This is a genomic window from Streptomyces sp. NPDC021080 (genome assembly GCF_044333225.1).
In the GTDB taxonomy this organism is placed as follows: domain Bacteria; phylum Actinomycetota; class Actinomycetes; order Streptomycetales; family Streptomycetaceae; genus Streptomyces.
In genome coordinates this window covers 106,893-125,134 of record NZ_JBIRQM010000022.1, presented here as the reverse complement: position 1 = coordinate 125,134, position 18,242 = coordinate 106,893, and the positions used below count along the sequence as shown (strand labels likewise).

The 18,242-nt window shown below is 72.7% G+C and carries 14 protein-coding genes; 3 read left to right on the top strand and 11 right to left on the bottom strand.

Annotated features, from left to right (window positions below; genetic code table 11):
• On the top strand, positions 1-180 hold a 180-nt coding region (locus ACH4S8_RS39180; RefSeq protein WP_398403013.1), incomplete at its 5' end, for a hypothetical protein.
• A 202-nt stretch (positions 181-382) separates the two neighbouring features.
• Here ACH4S8_RS39180 and ACH4S8_RS39175 read toward each other — a convergent pair.
• The gene (locus tag ACH4S8_RS39175; RefSeq protein WP_398403011.1) at positions 383-1,390 is read right to left on the bottom strand and encodes a stage II sporulation protein M; all 1,008 of its coding nucleotides are present in this window, start codon (positions 1,388-1,390) and stop codon (positions 383-385) included.
• A gap of 129 nt (positions 1,391-1,519) precedes the next feature.
• Between ACH4S8_RS39175 and ACH4S8_RS39170 the strand changes: the two genes are divergently transcribed.
• Positions 1,520-2,581 (top strand): RDD family protein, encoded by a 1,062-nt coding sequence (locus ACH4S8_RS39170; protein WP_398403009.1) that lies wholly within the window; start codon positions 1,520-1,522, stop codon positions 2,579-2,581.
• A gap of 50 nt (positions 2,582-2,631) precedes the next feature.
• Here the strand turns inward: ACH4S8_RS39170 and ACH4S8_RS39165 are convergent, their stop codons facing one another.
• The 8 genes from ACH4S8_RS39165 to ACH4S8_RS39130 form a co-directional block, all read right to left on the bottom strand.
• Entirely contained in the window at positions 2,632-3,288 is a 657-nt protein-coding gene (locus ACH4S8_RS39165) for a hypothetical protein (protein ID WP_398403007.1), read from the bottom strand.
• Between the two features lie 100 nt (positions 3,289-3,388).
• Entirely contained in the window at positions 3,389-4,846 is a 1,458-nt protein-coding gene (gene ahcY / locus ACH4S8_RS39160; RefSeq protein WP_398403005.1) for an adenosylhomocysteinase, read from the bottom strand.
• Positions 4,847-5,248: 402 nt separating this feature from the next.
• The gene (locus ACH4S8_RS39155; protein ID WP_398403003.1) at positions 5,249-6,229 is read right to left on the bottom strand and encodes a cation diffusion facilitator family transporter; all 981 of its coding nucleotides are present in this window, start codon (positions 6,227-6,229) and stop codon (positions 5,249-5,251) included.
• A gap of 146 nt (positions 6,230-6,375) precedes the next feature.
• Positions 6,376-7,527, bottom strand: coding sequence for a mannose-6-phosphate isomerase, class I (gene manA / locus ACH4S8_RS39150; RefSeq protein ID WP_398403001.1), 1,152 nt, complete (start codon positions 7,525-7,527; stop codon positions 6,376-6,378).
• 129 nt (positions 7,528-7,656) lie between these two features.
• Positions 7,657-8,784, bottom strand: a complete 1,128-nt coding sequence (locus tag ACH4S8_RS39145; protein WP_398402999.1) for an SIS domain-containing protein — start codon at positions 8,782-8,784, stop codon at positions 7,657-7,659.
• A 309-nt stretch (positions 8,785-9,093) separates the two neighbouring features.
• Positions 9,094-9,264, bottom strand: coding sequence for a Trm112 family protein (locus ACH4S8_RS39140; RefSeq protein ID WP_078943765.1), 171 nt, complete (start codon positions 9,262-9,264; stop codon positions 9,094-9,096).
• Between the two features lie 398 nt (positions 9,265-9,662).
• A complete protein-coding gene (locus ACH4S8_RS39135) occupies positions 9,663-11,024 on the bottom strand; it encodes a phosphomannomutase/phosphoglucomutase (protein ID WP_398402996.1) in 1,362 nt (453 codons plus the stop codon).
• Between the two features lie 515 nt (positions 11,025-11,539).
• Positions 11,540-12,016, bottom strand: a complete 477-nt coding sequence (locus ACH4S8_RS39130; RefSeq protein WP_398402994.1) for a DUF3499 domain-containing protein — start codon at positions 12,014-12,016, stop codon at positions 11,540-11,542.
• Positions 12,017-12,276: 260 nt separating this feature from the next.
• Between ACH4S8_RS39130 and ACH4S8_RS39125 the strand changes: the two genes are divergently transcribed.
• Positions 12,277-12,726 (top strand): metallopeptidase family protein, encoded by a 450-nt coding sequence (locus ACH4S8_RS39125; protein WP_398403027.1) that lies wholly within the window; start codon positions 12,277-12,279, stop codon positions 12,724-12,726.
• A gap of 175 nt (positions 12,727-12,901) precedes the next feature.
• On the opposite strand, the gene ACH4S8_RS39120 is transcribed toward ACH4S8_RS39125, so the two are convergent.
• Both ACH4S8_RS39120 and ACH4S8_RS39115 read right to left on the bottom strand, forming a co-directional pair.
• Positions 12,902-14,401 (bottom strand): DUF5719 family protein, encoded by a 1,500-nt coding sequence (locus tag ACH4S8_RS39120; protein ID WP_398402992.1) that lies wholly within the window; start codon positions 14,399-14,401, stop codon positions 12,902-12,904.
• On the bottom strand, positions 14,398-18,141 hold the full coding sequence (locus ACH4S8_RS39115; RefSeq protein ID WP_398402990.1) for a glycosyltransferase family 2 protein: 3,744 nt from the start codon (positions 18,139-18,141) through the stop codon (positions 14,398-14,400). The genes ACH4S8_RS39120 and ACH4S8_RS39115 overlap by 4 nt, the downstream gene beginning before the upstream one ends.
• Between the last annotated feature and the right edge of the window lie 101 nt (positions 18,142-18,242).

The window sequence follows — 18,242 nt, the reverse complement described above, 5'->3', positions numbered from 1 at the left end:
GTTTCCGTATCCGATTTCCTCGGTGCTTTCCAGGTTCCCGCTTCCGCGTTTCCCTTTCCGGCGAGTCCGACTCTATCAGATCCTTTCGGGCCTGATTTCCTCGGCGCTTTCAAGGTAATCCGCTCTCGCGTTTTCCTTTTCAGCGGCTCCGACTTTATCAGAATCTGGGGGCCGGATTGACCGGCGGCCATTTCTGAATCATCGGGAGTGGCTTCTTCCGAATCGACATGTCGATTCACTTGAGAAGCGAGCAGACTCTAACTGCTGCCGCCGGACGTGTCCAGTTCTAGGCAACTGTTCGAATCTACCTCCCCGCTCGACTCGTGTCAACGAGTTTTCCGGGGTGACGAGAAGGCTAGCAGGTCAAGAGGGGCGGCGCACATCAAGCGGCCGTCGGCAGAGTGGCGCTGCGCTCGGACGCCGAGACGTCACCGGTCTCGCCGGAGCGGGCCGCGCGGCCTCCGAGGACATAGACGTACGTGAGAAAGGCCAGCTCAGCAGCGATTCCGATGCCGATGCGGGCCCAGGTCGGGAGGCCCGACGGCGTGACGAAGCCTTCGATGGCACCCGAGACGAAGAGGACCAGCGCCAGACCGATCGCCATGCCCAGCGCGGCGCGGCCTTCTTCCGCGAGGGCCGTATGCCGGGTTCGCGGGCCCGGGTCGATCACGGTCCAGCCCAGTTTCAGTCCCGTGCCCGCGGCGACGAAGACGGCTGTCAGTTCCAGCAGACCGTGCGGGAGGACGAGCCCGAGGAAGGGGTCGAGACGGCCGGCCGATGACATCAGGCCGATGCCGACACCCAGGTTGAGCATGTTCTCGAAGAGGATCCAGAGGACCGGCAGGCCCAGGAAGACGCCCAGTACCAGGCACATGGCGGCGGCCTCGGCATTGTTCGTCCACACCTGGGCGGCGAAGGCGGCGGCGGGATGACTGGAGTAGTAGGTCTCGTACTCGCCACCGGGGCGGGTGAGGGACCGCAGCTCGCCGGGGGCGGCGATGGCGGCCTGGACCTCGGGATGGGTTCCGATCCACCACCCGAGGAGGGCGGCTATCGCCGTGGACAGGAGCGCCGTGGGCACCCACCAGTGGCGGGAGCGGTAGACGGCTGCGGGAAAACCGTGCGTCAGGAAGCGGGTGACATCGCGCCAGGAGGCCCGGCGGGTGCCTGTCACGGCACTGCGCGCGCGTGCCACGAGCTGGCTGAGGCGCCCGGTCAGCTGGGGATCCGGCGCGCTGGACTGGATCAGCGAGAGATGGGTGGCGGTTCGCTGGTACAGGGTGACGAGTTCATCGGCCTCGGCCCCGGTGAGGCGGCGCTGGCGGCGCAGCAGAGCGTCGAGTCTGTCCCACTCGGTTCGGTGGGCGGAGACGAAGACGTCGAGGTCCATCGGTTTGCCTGCTCCTCGGCTGCGCTCGGGGGCTCATCGTGGATGTCAGCTTGTCCTACTGGGGCGCGATGCGCCCTCAGCTTGGCAGACTGGCGGTTGTCGGGGCAGGTCAGGGGAAGGGCGGCGCGCGTGAGTGAGCTGGTGACGGGCGAGGCAGTGGCATTGGAGCTGCGGCCCGCGAAACTGCCGAGCCGGGCGCTCGCCGTGGTGCTCGACCTGGCCGTGGCGTTGACGGTCTACATCGTCGTGACCATCGGCCTGGTCGCCGCGACTGCCACGCTGGACGACGCGGCGCAGATCGCCGTCTCGATCGCGAGCTTCCTGCTGGTGCTGGTCGGCGGTCCGATCGCCGTGGAGACGCTGAGTCACGGCCGCTCGCTCGGGAAGCTGGCGTGCGGGCTGCGAGTGGTGCGGGACGACGGCGGGCCCATCCGGTTCCGGCACGCTCTGGTGCGCGGCGCGGTGGGCGTGGTCGAGATCCTGATGACGTTCGGGATCGTCGCGTGCGTCGCCTCGCTGGTGTCGGAGCGCGGGCGACGGCTCGGGGACGTGTTCGCGGGGACTCTCGTCGTGCGGGAACGCATTCCGGTGGGACGTATGCCGTACGTTCCCGCGCCGCCGCCCTGGCTGGCGGGGCGGTTCGCGGAGCTCGACCTGTCCGCGGTGCCGGACGGACTGTGGCTGGCCATCCGTCAGTACCTGACGCGGATGCAGCAGCTGGATCCGCAGATAGGCGGGGTGATGGCGGAACGGCTCGCCGTGGATCTCGCCGCTCGGACCGGGGCTCCGGCGCCGCAGGGTGTTCCGGCGGGCGCGTATCTGGCGGCCGTCGTGCACGAGCGCCAGACCCGGGAGGCCCGTCGGGCGTTCGGTGCCACGGCGGGCGGCTTCGCGTCGCCCGCGCCCGGCGGTCATCCGTTCCCCCAGCCGGGTGGGCCTGTCGGCCACCCCTTCCAGCCCACCGCTGCCACCGGCCGCCCTCTCCAGCCCGGCGCTCCCGCCGACCGCTCCTACCCTCCGGGGTCCGGTGTCCACTCCGCCCCGCCGGTCCCCGCCGGATATCCGGTCGCCTCGCAGCAGGCCGCGTCCCCGCAGCCGGCAGGTTCGGCCCCCCAAGCCGCCCCGGTCGGCCCGGACCGGCAGCCCGGCAAGGACGAGCGGCCGTCGACCGGCTTCGCGCCGCCCGCGTAGTCGCCCTGACCGCCGGCTCGGTGGCGGCCCCGAACGGACCGGCACTGCTGTCAGGTGAACACCGACGGCGGTGATTCGAGGTGTTCCAGTTCGATGCCGGGGGCCGCGAGCACCACGTCCCCCGCGATGTGCACGGCGTGCTGTTCCCCGGTGTCCAGTGCTGTGACCTGGTATTCGTCCACGGTCAGCGGGCCGTTGTCAGTGGCGTGTGTTTCGCTTGCGATCAAGGCCCAGGACTGGTCGAGGGTGCGCGGGGCGAGGGCCGGACCGGTGAAGGCGACGAGGCGGACGCGGGTCGCCGGGGCGGTGGCGGAAGGGGTGAGGCGAAGGAGACGGGCGGTGGCGACGAGGAAGGCGGGAGAGGTACCGGTGAAGGCGTGGGCGGGCACGTTGCCTTCGGTGGCCTCGGTCCCGGCGGGGTCGGTGCGGACCCAGGTCACACCGTCCAGGGCGGCGCCTCGCACCTGCCAGCCTCCCGCGTGCAGTTCGAGCCGGATGGGGCGGCCGAGGTCGTCGAGGGCGAGATCGACGGAGCCGGTGACCGTCGGTGTTCCGGGTTCGGTGGGGTCTTCGAACGCGGTGCTGGAGGGGGTCGTGAGCTGGGAGACATAGCGCCAGCCGGAAGGGCCGGGCGCGCAGTGGAAGTGTTCGTCGGCGAGAGGGGTGTGATCGTGCGGGTCATGGAGCGAATAGCGGCCGCGGGGCATGGGCGTTCAGGTCCTCATCGGGGACAGGCCCCCGCCGGGACGGCGAGGGCCTGCTGACATCCGGACGCCGAGCGGTGGTACCGCTGCTCGGCGGGCGTGCTCAGTAGCGGTAGTGGTCCGACTTGTACGGGCCGTCGACCTCGACACCGATGTACGAGGCCTGCTCGGGGCGGAGCGTCGTGAGCTTGACGCCGAGCGCATCGAGGTGGAGACGGGCGACCTTCTCGTCGAGGTGCTTGGGCAGCACGTAGACGTCGGTCGGGTACTCCTCGGGCTTGGTGAACAGCTCGATCTGGGCCAGGGTCTGGTCCGCGAAGCTGTTGGACATCACGAACGAGGGGTGGCCGGTGGCGTTGCCCAGGTTGAGCAGGCGGCCCTCGGACAGCACGATGATGACCTTGCCGTCGGGGAACGTCCAGGTGTGGACCTGCGGCTTGACCTCGTCCTTGACGATGCCGTCGATCTTCGCGAGGCCGGCCATGTCGATCTCGTTGTCGAAGTGACCGATGTTCCCGACGATCGCCTGGTGCTTCATCTTGGCCATGTCCGCGGCCATGATGATGTCCTTGTTGCCCGTCGTGGTGACGAAGATGTCGGCCTTGTCGACGACCTCGTCCAGGGTCGTGACCTGGTAGCCGTCCATCGCCGCCTGCAGCGCGCAGATCGGGTCGATCTCGGTGATGATCACGCGGGCGCCCTGGCCGCGCAGCGACTCGGCGCAGCCCTTGCCCACGTCGCCGTAGCCGCAGACGACGGCGGTCTTGCCGCCGATCAGGGTGTCGGTGGCACGGTTGATGCCGTCGATCAGCGAGTGCCGGCAGCCGTACTTGTTGTCGAACTTCGACTTCGTGACCGCGTCGTTGACGTTGATCGCCGGGAACAGCAGGGTGCCGTCGCGGTACATCTCGTACAGGCGGTGCACGCCGGTGGTGGTCTCCTCGGTCACGCCGCGGATCTCCGAGGCGAGCCGGGTCCACTTCTGCGAGCCGTCGGTGATCGTGCGGTTGAGGAGTTCGAGGACGACGCGGTGCTCGTCGTTCTCGGCGGTGTCGATGGAGGGGACCTTGCCGTCCTTCTCGTACCGGACGCCGTTGTGGACCAGCAGGGTGGCGTCACCGCCGTCGTCCAGGATCATGTTCGGGCCGCCGGTGGGGGTGTTCGGCCAGGTCAGCGCCTGCTCCGTGCACCACCAGTACTCCTCCAGGGTTTCGCCCTTCCAGGCGAAGACCGGGACGCCCTGCGGGTTGTCCGGAGTGCCGTCGGGGCCGACCGCGATGGCGGCGGCGGCGTGGTCCTGGGTGGAGAAGATGTTGCAGGACGCCCAGCGGACCTCGGCGCCCAGGGCGACCAGGGTCTCGATCAGGACGGCGGTCTGCACCGTCATGTGCAGGGAACCGGTGACGCGGGCGCCGGCCAGGGGCTGCGCGGCGGCGTACTCCTTGCGGATCGACATCAGGCCGGGCATCTCGTGCTCGGCGAGGGTGATCTCCTTGCGGCCGAAGGCGGCCAGGGAGAGGTCGGCGACCTTGAAGTCCTGTCGGTTGTCGACAGTCGTCATACGAGCTGCTCCTCGGAATCGGGGCGAGGTGGGTAGGGCTGTTCTGCGCGGCGGCGGCACGTACCAGTGCCCGACGGGGCACGGACATGCTTCGGCAGGGCACAGGTGTGCCCGGTGCGCGCAGCGCAGTCCGTCGGAGGCCCTCTCTCCCTCGGCCGGTCCGCGGTGGGACCGCCCGACCGCCATCAGCAGCGACGTCTGGCTCGGTCACCAAGCTACACCGGTGGGCCTGTCCCTCCCCAGTCCACGTCCGGACAAAGCGGCCTTCACGGGCTTGATCGGATGGACTCGGCGCGGATGTCGGGCGTCGGAGCGGGGTGCCGGACAGGGGAACGCCGCCGGGCCCGTCCGTGTCTCGGACGGGCCCGGCGGGTGCGGAACGGCGGTGCGGAAGCGGGTGGGTCAGTGGTCGGCCGGCGACGGCGTCGGTCCGCCGGGGGTCGCGGCGGGGTCCGGGCCCTTGGCGGCCGCGGCCTCGCTGTAGATGTCCGGCTCCAGGTAGATCACCCGGGCGATCGGGACGGCGGCGCGGATGCGGGCCTCGGCGGCGTCGATCGCCCTGGCGACCTCGGCGGCCGTGTCGTCGTGCTGGACGGCGATCTTCGCGGCGATCAGCAGTTCCTCGGGGCCGAGGTGGAGCGTGCGCATGTGGATGATGCCGGTGACGGTGTCGCCGTCGACCATCGCCGCCTCGATCTTCGCGGTCTCCTCCGGGCCGGCCGACTCGCCGAGCAGGAGCGACTTGGTCTCCGCGGCGAGCACCAGGGCGATCAGGATGAGCAGGACACCGATGCAGACCGTGCCGATGCCGTCCCAGACGCCGTCGCCCGTGAGCAGGGCGAGGCCGACTCCGCCGAGCGCGAGGACCAGACCGATGAGCGCGCCGAAGTCCTCCAGGAGGACGACCGGCAGTTCGGGGGCCTTGGCGCGGCGGATGAACTGGGACCAGGAGTGCGAGCCGCGCAGCTCGTTGGACTCCTTGATGGCCGTACGGAAGGAGAAGCCCTCGGCGATGATCGCGAACACCAGGACGCCGACCGGCCAGTACCAGTGCTCGATCTCGTGCGGGTGCTTGATCTTCTCGTAGCCCTCGTAGACGGCGAACATGCCGCCGACCGAGAACAGGACGATCGAGACGAGGAAGGCGTAGATGTAGCGCTCGCGGCCGTAGCCGAAGGGGTGCTGCGGGGTCGCCTCGCGCTGGGCCTTCTTGCCGCCGATCAGGAGCAGCGCCTGGTTGCCGGAGTCGGCGACCGAGTGAACGCCCTCGGCGAGCATCGAGGAGGAGCCGCTGAACGCGAACGCCACGAACTTCGATACCGCGATCGCGAGGTTGGCGCCGAGTGCCGCCACGATCGCTTTGGTGCCGCCTGAAGCGCTCATCTGCTCCTGCTGTCCCTTCGTACGCCGTCCGGACCCGTTCGTACTCTCGTACCCCGCCCGGTCCGGGCTTTGCCCGCCTTTTGCGGTGGGCCATTCTTGCAGCCCGGTCCGTAGGCGACGCGCCTCAGGTAGGTGCAGTCGTCCCGTCAGGCAACCACTGTCGCACGGAAGATCGTGCCGGACCCTGACACTTCGGCCTTTTCGCCCGCCGGTACGAAGACCGAGGTGCCGGGGGTCAGATCGATGCCGTCGGCGCGCACCGAACCCGAGGTGCAGAGCAGGATCTGCGGGGTCTCGCGGGTGAGGTCGCGCGGATCGGCACCCTCGGCGACGACGTACCGGGAGAGGCGGAACTCGTCGATGGGGGTCGCGTAGACCTCTTCGCCGTCGGGGGACGCTTCGGGGCGCAGGACTCCGGGGTCGGCCGCCTCGAAGCGGACCACGCGCAGGAGTTCGGGGACGTCGACGTGCTTGGGGGTCAGGCCGCAGCGCAGGACGTTGTCGCTGTTGGCCATGATCTCGACGCCGAGGCCGTCCAGGTAGGCGTGCGGGATGCCGGCGCCGAGGAAGAGGGCCTCGCCGGGCTGGAGCCGGACGTGGTTGAGGAGCATCGCGGCGATGACTCCGGGGTCGCCGGGGTAGTGGTGGGCGAGGCCGGCGTACGGGGTGTAGGCGCCGCCGAGGCGTTCGCAGGCGGCGGTGGTCTCGGTGACCGTACGGGCCATGTCCTCGGGGTCGGCGCTCAGCACGGCCGTGAGGACCTCGCGCAGCGCCGCCTCCTCGGGGTGGGCGCGCAGCAGGTCGACGTACGGCTTCAGGGAGTCGACCTCCAGGGCCTCGAGGAGTCCGGCGGTCTCCTCGGGGGCGCGGAAGCCGCACAGACCGTCGAACTCGGTGAGGGCGCAGATCAGTTCGGGCTTGTGGTTGGCGTCCTTGTAGTTGCGGTGCGGGGCGTCGATCGGGACGCCCCGGCGCTCCTCGTCCTCGTAGCCCTCCCGCGCCTGTTCGAGGTCGGGGTGCACCTGGAGGGAGAGCGGGGCGCCGGCGGCGAGGAGCTTGAGGAGGAACGGCAGGCGGGGGCCGAACCTGGCGACGGCGGCGCGGCCGAGTTCCCGCTCCGGGTCCTCGGCGACGACCTCGTTGAGCGGACCGCGCCCGGTGCGCGAGGGCGCGCCCGGGTGGGCGCCCATCCACATCTCCGCCTGTGGTTCGCCGGTCGGCTCCACACCGAGCAGTCGGGGGATGGCGGTGGTCGAACCCCAGGCGTAGGGGCGGACGGTGTTGTCGAGGCGGTCCATCGGTGTCTTCTTCTCCATACGTGCGCTGATCGGCCCGCGCGTGCGGGCGCTGATCAAAGGCGTGGGGTCAGGGGCGCCCTTCGCGGGATCCGGCGATGCGGCACGCCGGGCGCGAGGTCCCGCCCAAGATCAGGCCCCCGAAGCGAGCGCCAGGTAAACGGCGGCGAAATCCGTGATGGCGATCAGCTCGGCGAGGGTCTCCAGTTCGCCGCCCTCCTCGGGTTCGAGCTCGCTGATCGCGGTGTCGTGGCTGAGGGCGAGTTCGCGGGCGGCGGGTGCGGCGCTGAGCCCGCCGATGGGACGGTCGCGGAGCAGCACCACGCGCGCGTGCAGCGCCTGTGCCTCCTCGACGCGGTCCCGGAAGAAGTCCTCGGGGTCCGCGCCCGCGGCGAGCGCGCCCGCGAGCAGCACGCTGTGCGAGGCGAGCGCCTCGGGCAGTTCGGCGGTGAGCGCGGGGCGGCCCGCGAGTTCGGCGAGCGCCGCGGTGAAGCGGCGGCCGGCCGGTCCCGCCGAGGTGCCCTCCGTCCAGATCACCGGGAGCGCCTCGGCCAGCTCGGCGGCGAGCGTCTTGGCGGGGTTGCTGTACGCCGCGATGGCGGGGCCGCAGCGCTCGGCGACACGGTCGAGGCGGTCGGCGACCTTCTGCAGCGCCTGCGGCGGGGCCGAGACCAGGCCGGTGCGGTCGAGGAGGGCGAGCAGCGGGGTGAGCAGCGCCCAGAGAACGCCGGGGGCGGAGGCTCCCAGGGGCTCTTCCTGGTCGTACGGGGCGGTCGCCATGGGGACGAAGAGGCCGTGGCTGGCTTGCACCCACTCGGAGAGGGGGGAGCCCGCGGGGGCGACGGCGGCGACGGTGCTGCCGCGCCGGTAGGCCTGCTCGATGAGCAGTTCCAGGCCGGGTTCGCTGCCGTCGGGGGTGGCGATCAGCAGGAGGTCGACGGGGCCCGCCCAGCCGGGCAGGTCCCAGCGCAGGGCGCCGCCGGCGGGGGCGACGCCCGTGGGGGTGAGCCGGGTGAGGGGGCAGCTGGCTCCGGCGAGGGTGCCGAGCAGTTCGGCGACGCCGGTGGCGGCCATGCCGGGGCCCGCGATCAGGACGGCGCGCGGACGGCCGTCCGGCTTCAGCTCGGAGATGCCGGCCTCGGCGGCGTGCCGGACCGCGGTGCGCACCCGGGCACCGGCCTCGGCGGCACCGCGGAGCAGGGCCCGCCGGTCGGCCCGGGTGAGCGCGTCGGGATCGTCGAGGAGCGATTCGTCGAGCATGGGGTCGGAGCCTCCGATCGCCGGGCGGAGCTTGCGCGTGAGCCGCCGGGGTCGCTTGCACGGGAGTCGCTCGCGCGAGGTGCCGAGCGGCGCTGGGTCGGACCGGGTGCCCGCCGGAAGTACGCCGGGTGCCGGTCGGGACGGCCGCGTCTCCGTCGTCGGTGCGGGCGGCGGTGCCGTCGCTCGTCGTCGGTGGCGGGGCTCGTCGTGGTGCCTGCCGCGCCGTCGCCGCGCCTGGGGCGGGACGGCGCCGCCGGCGCCTCGCGTACGGCGGGTGCGGCACCGCTGTGCGCGAGTCGGGCGCGTCGGTTACGCGGGGCGCCGGGCCTCGTCGACCAGGAGTACGGGGATGCCGTCGCGGACCGGGTACGCGAGGCCGCAGTCCGCTCCCGTGCAGATCAGCTCGGTCTCCTGCTCCTTGAGCGGGGCGTGGCAGGCCGGGCAGGCGAGGATCTCCAGGAGGCCGGCTTCGAGCGGCATGGGGTGTCCTTCCGAAACGGTGGATGCGGCCTGGTCAGGGTACCGCTGCGGGAAGCCCGGTGCCGGGGCGCGCCCACGGTTCGTGAGACGCGCGGAGCGGGTGCGGGGGCCTCCACGACCGGCGTCCGCACCGGGGCCGGCACCCGTCCGGGCGAGCCACCGGTCACCGGCGGTGCCCGGTACCGCGGATGCCGCGCACGCCGGTGCCCGGCCTCGGCGGCCGGCCGTCGGCGCGGACCGGGCCAGGCGCGTCCGGCCGCCGGTGGGCAAGTCCGGCGGGCGGGTCCGGTGGCCTCGCCCGGCGGCCGGGGGTGCCGGAACACCGGGCGGGGTCCTCGGCCGCCGGGCGGTGGGACGGGCAGCCAGGAGGACGGGCAGCCTGGTCCCCGTGTCCGGGGTCAGCCTCTGATGATCTTCAGTACCTCGTCCCGGACCCGCGCCATCGTCGCCTCGTCGCGGGCCTCGGCGTTGAGGCGCAGGAGGGGCTCGGTGTTGGAGGGGCGGACGTTGAACCACGTGTCCCCGAGGGTGACCGTCAGGCCGTCGAGTTCGTCGAGGACGACGCCCTCACGGCCCTCGTAGGCGGCCCTGACGGCGGCGAGACGGGCCGCCTGGTCGTCGACGGTGGAGTTGATCTCGCCGGAGCCCACGTAGCGGTCGTACTCCGCGACGAGGCCGGAGAGCGGGCCGTCCTGGCCGCCGAGGGCGGCGAGGACGTGGAGGGCGGCCAGCATGCCCGTGTCGGCGTTCCAGAAGTCGCGGAAGTAGTAGTGCGCGGAGTGCTCGCCGCCGAAGATCGCGCCGGAGGTGGCCATCTCGGCCTTGATGAAGGAGTGGCCGACGCGGGTGCGCACCGGCGTGCCGCCGTGTTCGCGGACGACCTCCGGGACCGACCAGGAGGTGATGAGGTTGTGGATGACGGTGCCGCCGCCGTGCTTGTCCAGTTCGCGGGCGGCGACCAGCGCGGTGATCGCGGACGGGGAGACCGGCTCGCCCCGCTCGTCGACGGCGAAGCAGCGGTCGGCGTCGCCGTCGAAGGCGAGGCCGAGGTCGGCGCCCTCCTCACGGACGCGCTTCTGGAGGTCCACGATGTTCGCCGGGTCGAGCGGGTTGGCCTCGTGGTTCGGGAACGTGCCGTCCAGTTCGAAGTACATCGGGACGAGTTCCAGCGGCAGACCGGAGAACACGGTCGGCACGGTGTGGCCGCCCATGCCGTTGCCCGCGTCGACGACGACCTTCAGGGGGCGGATCGAGGTCAGGTCGACGAGCGAGCGGAGGTACGCCGCGTAGTCCTCCAACGTGTCGCGCCGCGTGATCGTTCCGGGCGTCGCGTCCGAGACGGGGGCACCGGAGTCGAGCCAGGTCTCGGCGAGCCGGCGGATCTCGGAGAGGCCGGTGTCCTGGCCGACGGGGGCCGCGCCCGCCCGGCACATCTTGATGCCGTTGTACTGGGCCGGGTTGTGCGAGGCGGTGAACATGGCGCCGGGCAGGCCGAGCGCGCCCGAGGCGTAGTAGAGCTGGTCCGTGGAGCACAGGCCGATCTCGGTGACGTCCACCCCGCGTGCCGCGGCGCCGCGTGCGAAGGCACGGGACAGGCCCGGCGACGACGGCCGCATGTCGTGGCCGATCACGATGGCGTCCGCTCCCGTCACTTGGACGAAGGCGGCGCCGAACAGCTCGGCGAGCGGCTCGTCCCACTGGTCCGGAACCACCCCGCGTACGTCGTACGCCTTCACGAGCTGCGACAGATCAGCAGTCACGGCCAACCCTCCAGAAGTCCACTTCGGTCGCCCCAAACTACCCGTCCGGGTTGACACCGGCGGCGCCGAACTCCACCGGGGCGCGTCCCTGGCCGGGACGGCGTCCAGGAGAGGACCAAGGAGGCTGCGCCGTCGCCGAGTTGGGCGGATACGTGATGCGAGGCGGCGAACTGGACGGCGGCGAGGGCGATTCCGCGGACGGCGGCAGGTGCCGGGTGCGTCGAAGTGCCGGGTGCGGACGGTCATCCGGTACGCCCACGGGGCGTTGACGATCCACTGGGCGGGAAGCGGCGGAACGCGGCCCCTGAGCGGCGCCGGAGGGCGTCCGGCCCACCGGTATGCCGCCGGGCGAGCCGGACGGTCGGCGGGACCGCCGCGGGGTCGTCGGGCAGGTCTCCGGCCCGACGCCGCCGAGGAGTTCGGCGCGAGCGCGATGCACGGGGCGGGACGGGGCGGGGAGAGTGGAGCAGGGAAAGCGGGGCGCGTGGAACCGGGTGCGGTCGTGCGCGCGGTGCTCAGTTGTCGGGCGAGCGCAGGATCCGCAGATGGCCGCGGCGCGCGACCTCCATCGGGTCCGCCGAGCGGGCACTGCCGCCGGCGTCCGCCGCGCGCTTCTGCGGACGGGCCGCCTCGCGCACCGCGTTCGCCAGGGCCTCCAGATCGTCGCCGCTGGGGCGCGCGGGACCGGAGGAGTCGGCGAGGCGGACGACCTCCCAGCCGCGCGGCGCGGTCAGGCGCTCGGAGTGCTCGGCGCACAGGTCGTAGCAGTGGGGTTCGGCGTAGGTGGCGAGCGGGCCGAGCACCGCGGTCGAGTCGGCGTAGACGTACGTCAGCGTCGCGACGGCGGGACGGCCGCAAGCGGTGCGCGAACAGCGACGTACAAGGCTCACGAGGTGGGACGGTACCGCACTCTTGAGCGGGCCGCGACGACTCTGCCCCAGGTCACCCCACCGTGTCGTGCTGTGAGACGCCCCACACCGCTTTCGGGGCATCAGAGCCTGACCTGGGGCGACATCGGGTGTCGAGATACCGAACAGGCCTGAATCCGGTCACCACTTGGTGCGAATCATGCCAATTGCCATGCCGGACACGGTCTTGGAGAGATGCGGAATCGAGCTGAATCTTGATGAGAACGGTCATCGGGCGTCATCCGGAAGACAGGCCCGGTCGGGGCGGTCGGTCCTGCCACCCGCCGACGACCTGCGCGTGGGGCCGGGCGGCCGGGCCGGGCGGGGACTACGCTTCGTCAGTGATGGACAACCCCGTACCGCCCCGTGCCGCAGCATCCGGTCCCCGTCATCGTGACCGCCACGGCAGGGGCATGCGCGGCCCCGTGGCGCCGCCCCAGGTACCGCTCGCGGCGAGCCGTTCCGAAGTCTTCGCGGACCTGGTGCAGGACTCCGTGGAGCGGCTGGAACGACGCTGGCCGCAGCTCGCGGACATCGACTTCATGATCCTCGAAGTCCCCCGTCTGGAGCGCTCGGGCGAGGGCTGGAGCGACGAGGCGGTGCCGCTGGGCGGCACGGTCGCGGCGCGCGAGGGGCACCCCGCGCGCGTGGTCGTCTACCGCCGTCCGATCGAGATCCGCACCAAGGGGCGCGACGAGCGCGCCGCCCTGGTGCACGAGGTCGTCGTGGAACAGGTCGCGGAACTGCTGGGCCTGACGCCGGAGACGGTCGACCCGCGGTACGACGAGGACTGAGAGCGGCCCCGGCCAGAGCCGCCCCGGCCGGGTCCGGCCCGCCGGCCCGCGCCGGCCCCGGGCGGCTTCGGCCCTGGCCGCTCCGGCCCGAGTCCGGAACGATCCGGGCCCAGGTCTCCCGGGGCCGGGGCGTTCCGGACTCGGGTCGTTCCGGACTCGGGCCGACGGTCCCGGATCACTGCTTGAGCAGTACCGACAGGTCCTGTTCGGCGTCCGGCACCGAGACCGTCCCGCGGTCGTCCGGGAGGTTCTGGATGGTGAAGCCGGGAACGCCCTCCTGGGTCGCGGAGAGCATCCGGGAGGCGTAGACCGGGCCTCCGGAGACCGACTCGACGGTGAGGGCGTACGTGCCCTTCAGGCCGCTCGGGACGGGCGCCTCGACGTTCTGCGTGGTCCCGCCCTTGATCGTGAACGTCTTCGAGACGGGCGTGCCGCCCCCGCTGCCCGCCGACGCGGTGACCTTGACCCTGGCGCCCTCGCCGGGGGCGGTCACGGCGAGCGTGGACCCCTTGGCGCTGTTGTCGGCGACCGTCGAGCGGGCGCCGACCGGGGCGGCGGCCGGGATGAACGCGGTCTCCTGATCGGCGCCCTTGCCGCGCACCACCTGCAGGGCGGCGACGATCGGCACGGACGTGCCGGTGGGCGCGAGGATCAGGGAGCCCGCCTCGCCGCGGGTGACGTCCCCGAGGTCGACGGCGGAGGTCATGCCGGCCTTCACGTGCAGCGTCTCGTTGCCCGCCGGGGTGATCGTCCCCGAGGGGGAGGCGAGGCGCACCTTCAGGTCTGCGTCCGTGTCACCGGGCGCGAAGGCGACCAGGCGCACGGAGGTGGCGTCCTTGGGGATGCCCGGCATGACGAGGCTGCCCGCGGGGTCGGCGGAGGCGGCCAGCCAGTCGCCGCCGGTCTTGGCGTCCAGTGCCTGCACGACGGCTCCGACCCGGCCGCTGCGGACCTTCACGTGCACGGTCAGATCGGCCTGCGGATCACCGGCCAGCGTGTTCAGCAGGATCGGCTCGCTGGCGTGCGCCTGGACCGTGATCCCGTCGGCCACCGTGGACTTGAGCGTGCCGTCCTTGCCGTACAGATCGATGTCGACGACGGCCGCGGCGTCGTCCGGGTTCGTCAGGTGCACGTAGTCGGTGCGCTGCGCGGCGGTGCTGGCGCCCGGGAACCAGAACTCGGTGTCGGGCGCGGTGCAGTTGGTGCCGAGCAGACCGCGCCCGACGCCCGCGGCGACCTCCGTCGTCTCCTGGACCGTCCAGCCGGGCGCGAACTTGCCCGACGCGAGGCCGACGAGAGCGGGCACGTCGGGGCCCGAGGTGTCGCCGGTCGTCGGCTTGCCGGGCTCCTTGGGCTGGACGACGGGCTTGGCGGGCTTGGCGCCGCGCTTCTTGCCGCCGGCCGGGTCCGCCGACTCCTCGGTGGCGGACTGGAGTTGAGCCTTGCCGCCGCCGCTCGTGCCCGCCACGACCGGAGTGAAGGACGTGTACGCGGTGTCCGCGATGTCGGAGGTGCTCGGCTGCGGGCAGAGCAGGCTGGTGCGCTCCACGGGCAGCCGTGCGGCCGTGGCGGCCGCGCTGTCGCCGGAGGTGGCGGGCGGCTCGAGGGTCGCGAACCCGGTGACGGCGGCGAGCGCGGTCACCGCGGCGATCAGGGACAGGGTGGTGCGGTTCACTGATGGCTCCCGTCGGGGCGCTCGCTGCCGGTGCGGTGCGGCTGCGTGGGGTCGTACGCGGGGTCGTAGCCCTGCTCGCCCGATTCGTAGCCCTGGCCCCGGGAATCGAAGGGCCCGTCGTTCGCGTCGTAGCCCTGGCCGTAGTTCTGGTCGTACGCCGCCGTGCCTCCGTAGGCGTACGGGTCGTACTGGCCGCCCTGATAGGGATCCGCCGGGTACGACTGGTCGTACGTGCCGGCCTGGTACCCCTGCTGTCCCTGCTGCCCTTCGTACTGCTCGCCGCCGTAGGTGTCGTACTCGGCGTTCGCGTAACTCGGGCTGTCCCATTCGCCGTACGCCTGCTGATGCGGGACGGCGGCGGCCGGGACCTCCACGTCCTGGCCCTCGTCGTCGTCCTCGTCGGCGTCCGCGGGGAACTCGCCGTCGAACTCCGGGTCCTCGTCCGGTCGCCCGGCCTCCGCCTCGGCCTCGGCCTGGGCGCGCAGACGGCGGGCGCGGCGGCTGTCGCCCGTCATGTCCTCGGCGGTCACGGGCTGCTCCTCCTCGGGGAGGTCGTCGTCGATGTCCCGGCGCCGCCCGGGGAGGGCGAGCACCACGAGGACCAGGGCGAGGACGCCCTGGGCCCACAGCCAGGCCGTGTGGCCCAGCGGTGCGTCGAACGTGACGTCCAGCCTGCCGCCGTCGGCGGGCAGCTCGAAGCCCTGGGCCCAGCCGTCGACCGTGGTGCGGGTGAGCGGCTTGCCGCCCAGGGTGGCCGTCCAGCCGGCGTCGGCGCTGTCGGCCAGACGCAGGACGCGGCCGTCGTTCCCCGCGGGGATCGTGGTGTGCACCTCGACCGGACCGGCGGCGATGGCCTCCGGGTCGCCGGACGCGGGGACGATCGCGGCACGCGAGACCTGCTGGTCGACGCGCCACAGGGCGCTGCCGTCCTGCTGGCTCAGCCGGGACAGGCCGGTGGTGGCGTCCAGGACGCGGCTCATGTCGCGCGGCGCGCCCTTGCGGACCAGGATGTAGCGCACGGCGAAACCGCCGAGTTCGTCGGCCTGGTCGGCACCGGAGCCGGCCACGAGGTTGGCGACGACCTTGTCGAGCTTCTTGTTCTCACCGGCGGCCGAGGCGAGTTCGGCGTCGCCGAGACGGGCGCCGGAGCCGCGGACGAGGACGTATCCGACCTCGCCGGCCGAGCGGCTGTCGAGGACGAGGGTGCGGGCCTGGTCGCGGGTACCGCTCTCCTCGGCCACGAACGCGGGCACCTGCACCGGGTCGCGGCGCTCCACGGGTCCGTCGGCACCGCGGATGATCCATCCGGCGGCGACGAGCAGCGGGCCCGCGGCGCAGGCGAAGGCGATGAGCGCGGCCACCGGCTGGCGCCAGCCGAAGCTCTGCTCGGCCACCCGCGCGCGGGCGCCGTCGGAGCCGACGGCGGCGGCGGCGAGCAGGGCGAGACCGTAGACGAGGGTCGCGGGTCCCGCCCAGGTGGAGCGGTTCGACAGGGCCGCGAAGACGAGTGCCACGACGGCGATGACCCAGGCGGTCCGGATCCCCGCCTGGCGCTCGGAGCGCAGCAGGGCGGCCAGCGCGGCGAGCACGATGCCGAAGAGCATCAGTCCGCTGACGGTGCCCGGCCCGCCGGGGCTGGCGCTGAGCAGGTCGAGCGCGGAGGCCGTGCCGGTGCCGTAGTCCAGGCCGGCCTGCCGGAAGAAGCCGAACGGCAGCAGGGTCAGCGACCAGGGGGCGAGGACCAGCAGCGGGGTGCCGAGCTGGGCCAGGAAACGCAGCCCGTAGGCGGGGATCTCCCTGCGGCGCACCACGAGGAGTGCGACGCCGAGGACCAGCGCGATGGGCCACACGATCGGGGTGAAGGCCGTGGTGAACGTCAGCAGCAGGGCGTACGCCCAGGTCGCGCGCCAGCTGCCGCGTGCCCGGGAACCGTGCGCGAGGCCGCTCGCCGCGATGCCGGCGCGCGCGATGAGCGGCAGCAGGATCGCGAGGACGGCGGTGCCGATACGGCCGCCGGCGAGCGCGCCGGTGGCGGCGGGCAGGAAGGCGTAGGCGACGGACGCCCAGGCGCGCAGCAGGCGGGACTCGACGAGGGGGCGTGAGGCGAAGTACGCGGCGAAGCCGGCCAGCGGCACGGATCCCACGAGGAGCACGGTGACCGCGAGCCCGGTGGAGCCGAGGAGCGTGGAGGCCAGCAGCGCGACGAGCGCGAGGTAGGGCGGGGCGGACCGGGTGGAGCCCGCGCCGACCGGATGCCAGCCGTCGAGGTAGCGCGCCCACAGCTCGGAGGCGTCGGCCGGGGCGGGCAGCAGCGCGCCGCCCGCGAGGGCCCCGCCGCCGAGCAGCTGGCGGCACGCGAGGAGCGAGACGAACAGGAGCACCAGGAACAGCATCGGGCCGGGGTTGCGCGCGATGCGCTTGATCCGGGCGAACTGCTCGATCTCCAGGAAGTCGCCGTCGTCGCCGCCCGGTCCGGACTCGACGGCGCCTCCGTGCCGTCCGGCGCCGGTACTGGTCTCGGCGTCGGAGCCGCTCATCAGATTGCCGGCGGCCTGCTCGAAGGTGGCCCGCACGGTGGCGCCCGGAGGCGGGAACAGGGGCCGCAGCTCGCCCTTGTCGACCTGCGGGCGACCGCGCCTGCGCCGCCCGGCGATGATCCGCTCGGGCCGCAGCAGGACGCTCAGGAGGCCGCGGATCTCGTCGACGGCCTGTCCGGGGACCTTGCCCACGAGGTAGGCGACCGTGCGCAGCAGGGTGCCGAGGACGAGGCGGATCAGGATCCAGGGGAGCTGTGCGGTGCGGGCGTTGACGAGGAGGGTGTAGACGGCGCCCGCTTTGTCGACCCGGTGCGGGGACGCGGCGGTGCGGCCCACGCAGTCGACGGCGCGGCGCTCGCGGGAGGCCGCCTCGGCGTGCCGTACGACGGCTTCCGGTGCGACGAGCACGCGGTGGCCTGCGGCCTGGGCGCGCCAGCACAGGTCGACGTCGTCGCGCATGAGGGGCAGCCGGCGGTCGAAGCCGCCGAGTTCCTCGAAGACGTCGCGGCGGATGAGCATGCCGGCGGTGGACACGGACAGCACGGGGTGGACGTGGTCGTGCTGTCCCTGGTCCTGTTCGCGGCGGTCCAGACCGGTCCAGCGGCGGCCCGAGTTGGCGATGGTGACGCCGACCTCGAGGAGCGCTCTGCGGTCGTACCAGCCGCGGAGCTTGGGGCCGACGATGGCCACGTCCTGGCCGGCCTCCTGCTCGTTCTCCACGACGCGCAGCAGCTGGGCCAGGGCGTCGGGCTCCGGGGCGCTGTCGTCGTGCAGGAGCCAGAACCACTGCTCGGGCTCGCCGTGCGGGAGGTCGGGCAGGTCGTAGGCGTCGTCGCGCCAGCTGCGGGTGACGGGGTCCCAGCCGCTCGGACGCTTGAGGTAGGGCAGGTCGTCCGGGGTCAGCTCGGGGGCGGTGCGGGACACCTCCTCCACGGCCTGGCCGAAGCCGGTGCGCCGCGCCAGGTGCAGCACGCGGTCGGCGCCGAGCGCCTCGGTGAGCAGCTCGGCGGATTCGTCCGCGCTGCCGGTGTCGGCCGCCACCGCGTTCTGCACGGGGCGGTCCTGGCCGAGCAGCCCGGAGAGCGCCTGCGGCAGCCAGCGGGCGCCGTCGTGGGAGACGAGCACCGCGGTCACTACATGGCGCGGGAACTCAGGGGCGGCAGCGGTGTTGTCACTGGCTGCCGAAAGGCTGTGCACGGACATCGAGGTACGGGCCCCGGTTCGATGGACTGCGGTGGACGTCTGTGTCCGGCGGGGACAGCGGGACGTCTCGGACGAGGGCCCACACTAACGGCTGGGAAAGA

What these genes read in the sequence shown, in the direction of transcription:
- ACH4S8_RS39175 (WP_398403011.1), bottom strand. Translation starts at nt 1,390, where the DNA reads ATGGACCTCGACGTCTTCGTCTCCGCCCACCGAACCGAGTGGGACAGA.
- ACH4S8_RS39165 (WP_398403007.1), bottom strand. Translation starts at nt 3,288, where the DNA reads ATGCCCCGCGGCCGCTATTCGCTCCATGACCCGCACGATCACACCCCT.
- ahcY (WP_398403005.1), bottom strand. Translation starts at nt 4,846, where the DNA reads ATGACGACTGTCGACAACCGACAGGACTTCAAGGTCGCCGACCTCTCC.
- ACH4S8_RS39155 (WP_398403003.1), bottom strand. Translation starts at nt 6,229, where the DNA reads ATGAGCGCTTCAGGCGGCACCAAAGCGATCGTGGCGGCACTCGGCGCC.
- manA (WP_398403001.1), bottom strand. Translation starts at nt 7,527, where the DNA reads ATGGACCGCCTCGACAACACCGTCCGCCCCTACGCCTGGGGTTCGACC.
- ACH4S8_RS39145 (WP_398402999.1), bottom strand. Translation starts at nt 8,784, where the DNA reads ATGCTCGACGAATCGCTCCTCGACGATCCCGACGCGCTCACCCGGGCC.
- ACH4S8_RS39140 (WP_078943765.1), bottom strand. Translation starts at nt 9,264, where the DNA reads ATGCCGCTCGAAGCCGGCCTCCTGGAGATCCTCGCCTGCCCGGCCTGC.
- ACH4S8_RS39130 (WP_398402994.1), bottom strand. Translation starts at nt 12,016, where the DNA reads ATGCCCCGAAAGCGGTGTGGGGCGTCTCACAGCACGACACGGTGGGGT.
- ACH4S8_RS39125 (WP_398403027.1), top strand. Translation starts at nt 12,277, where the DNA reads ATGGACAACCCCGTACCGCCCCGTGCCGCAGCATCCGGTCCCCGTCAT.
- ACH4S8_RS39115 (WP_398402990.1), bottom strand. Translation starts at nt 18,141, where the DNA reads ATGTCCGTGCACAGCCTTTCGGCAGCCAGTGACAACACCGCTGCCGCC.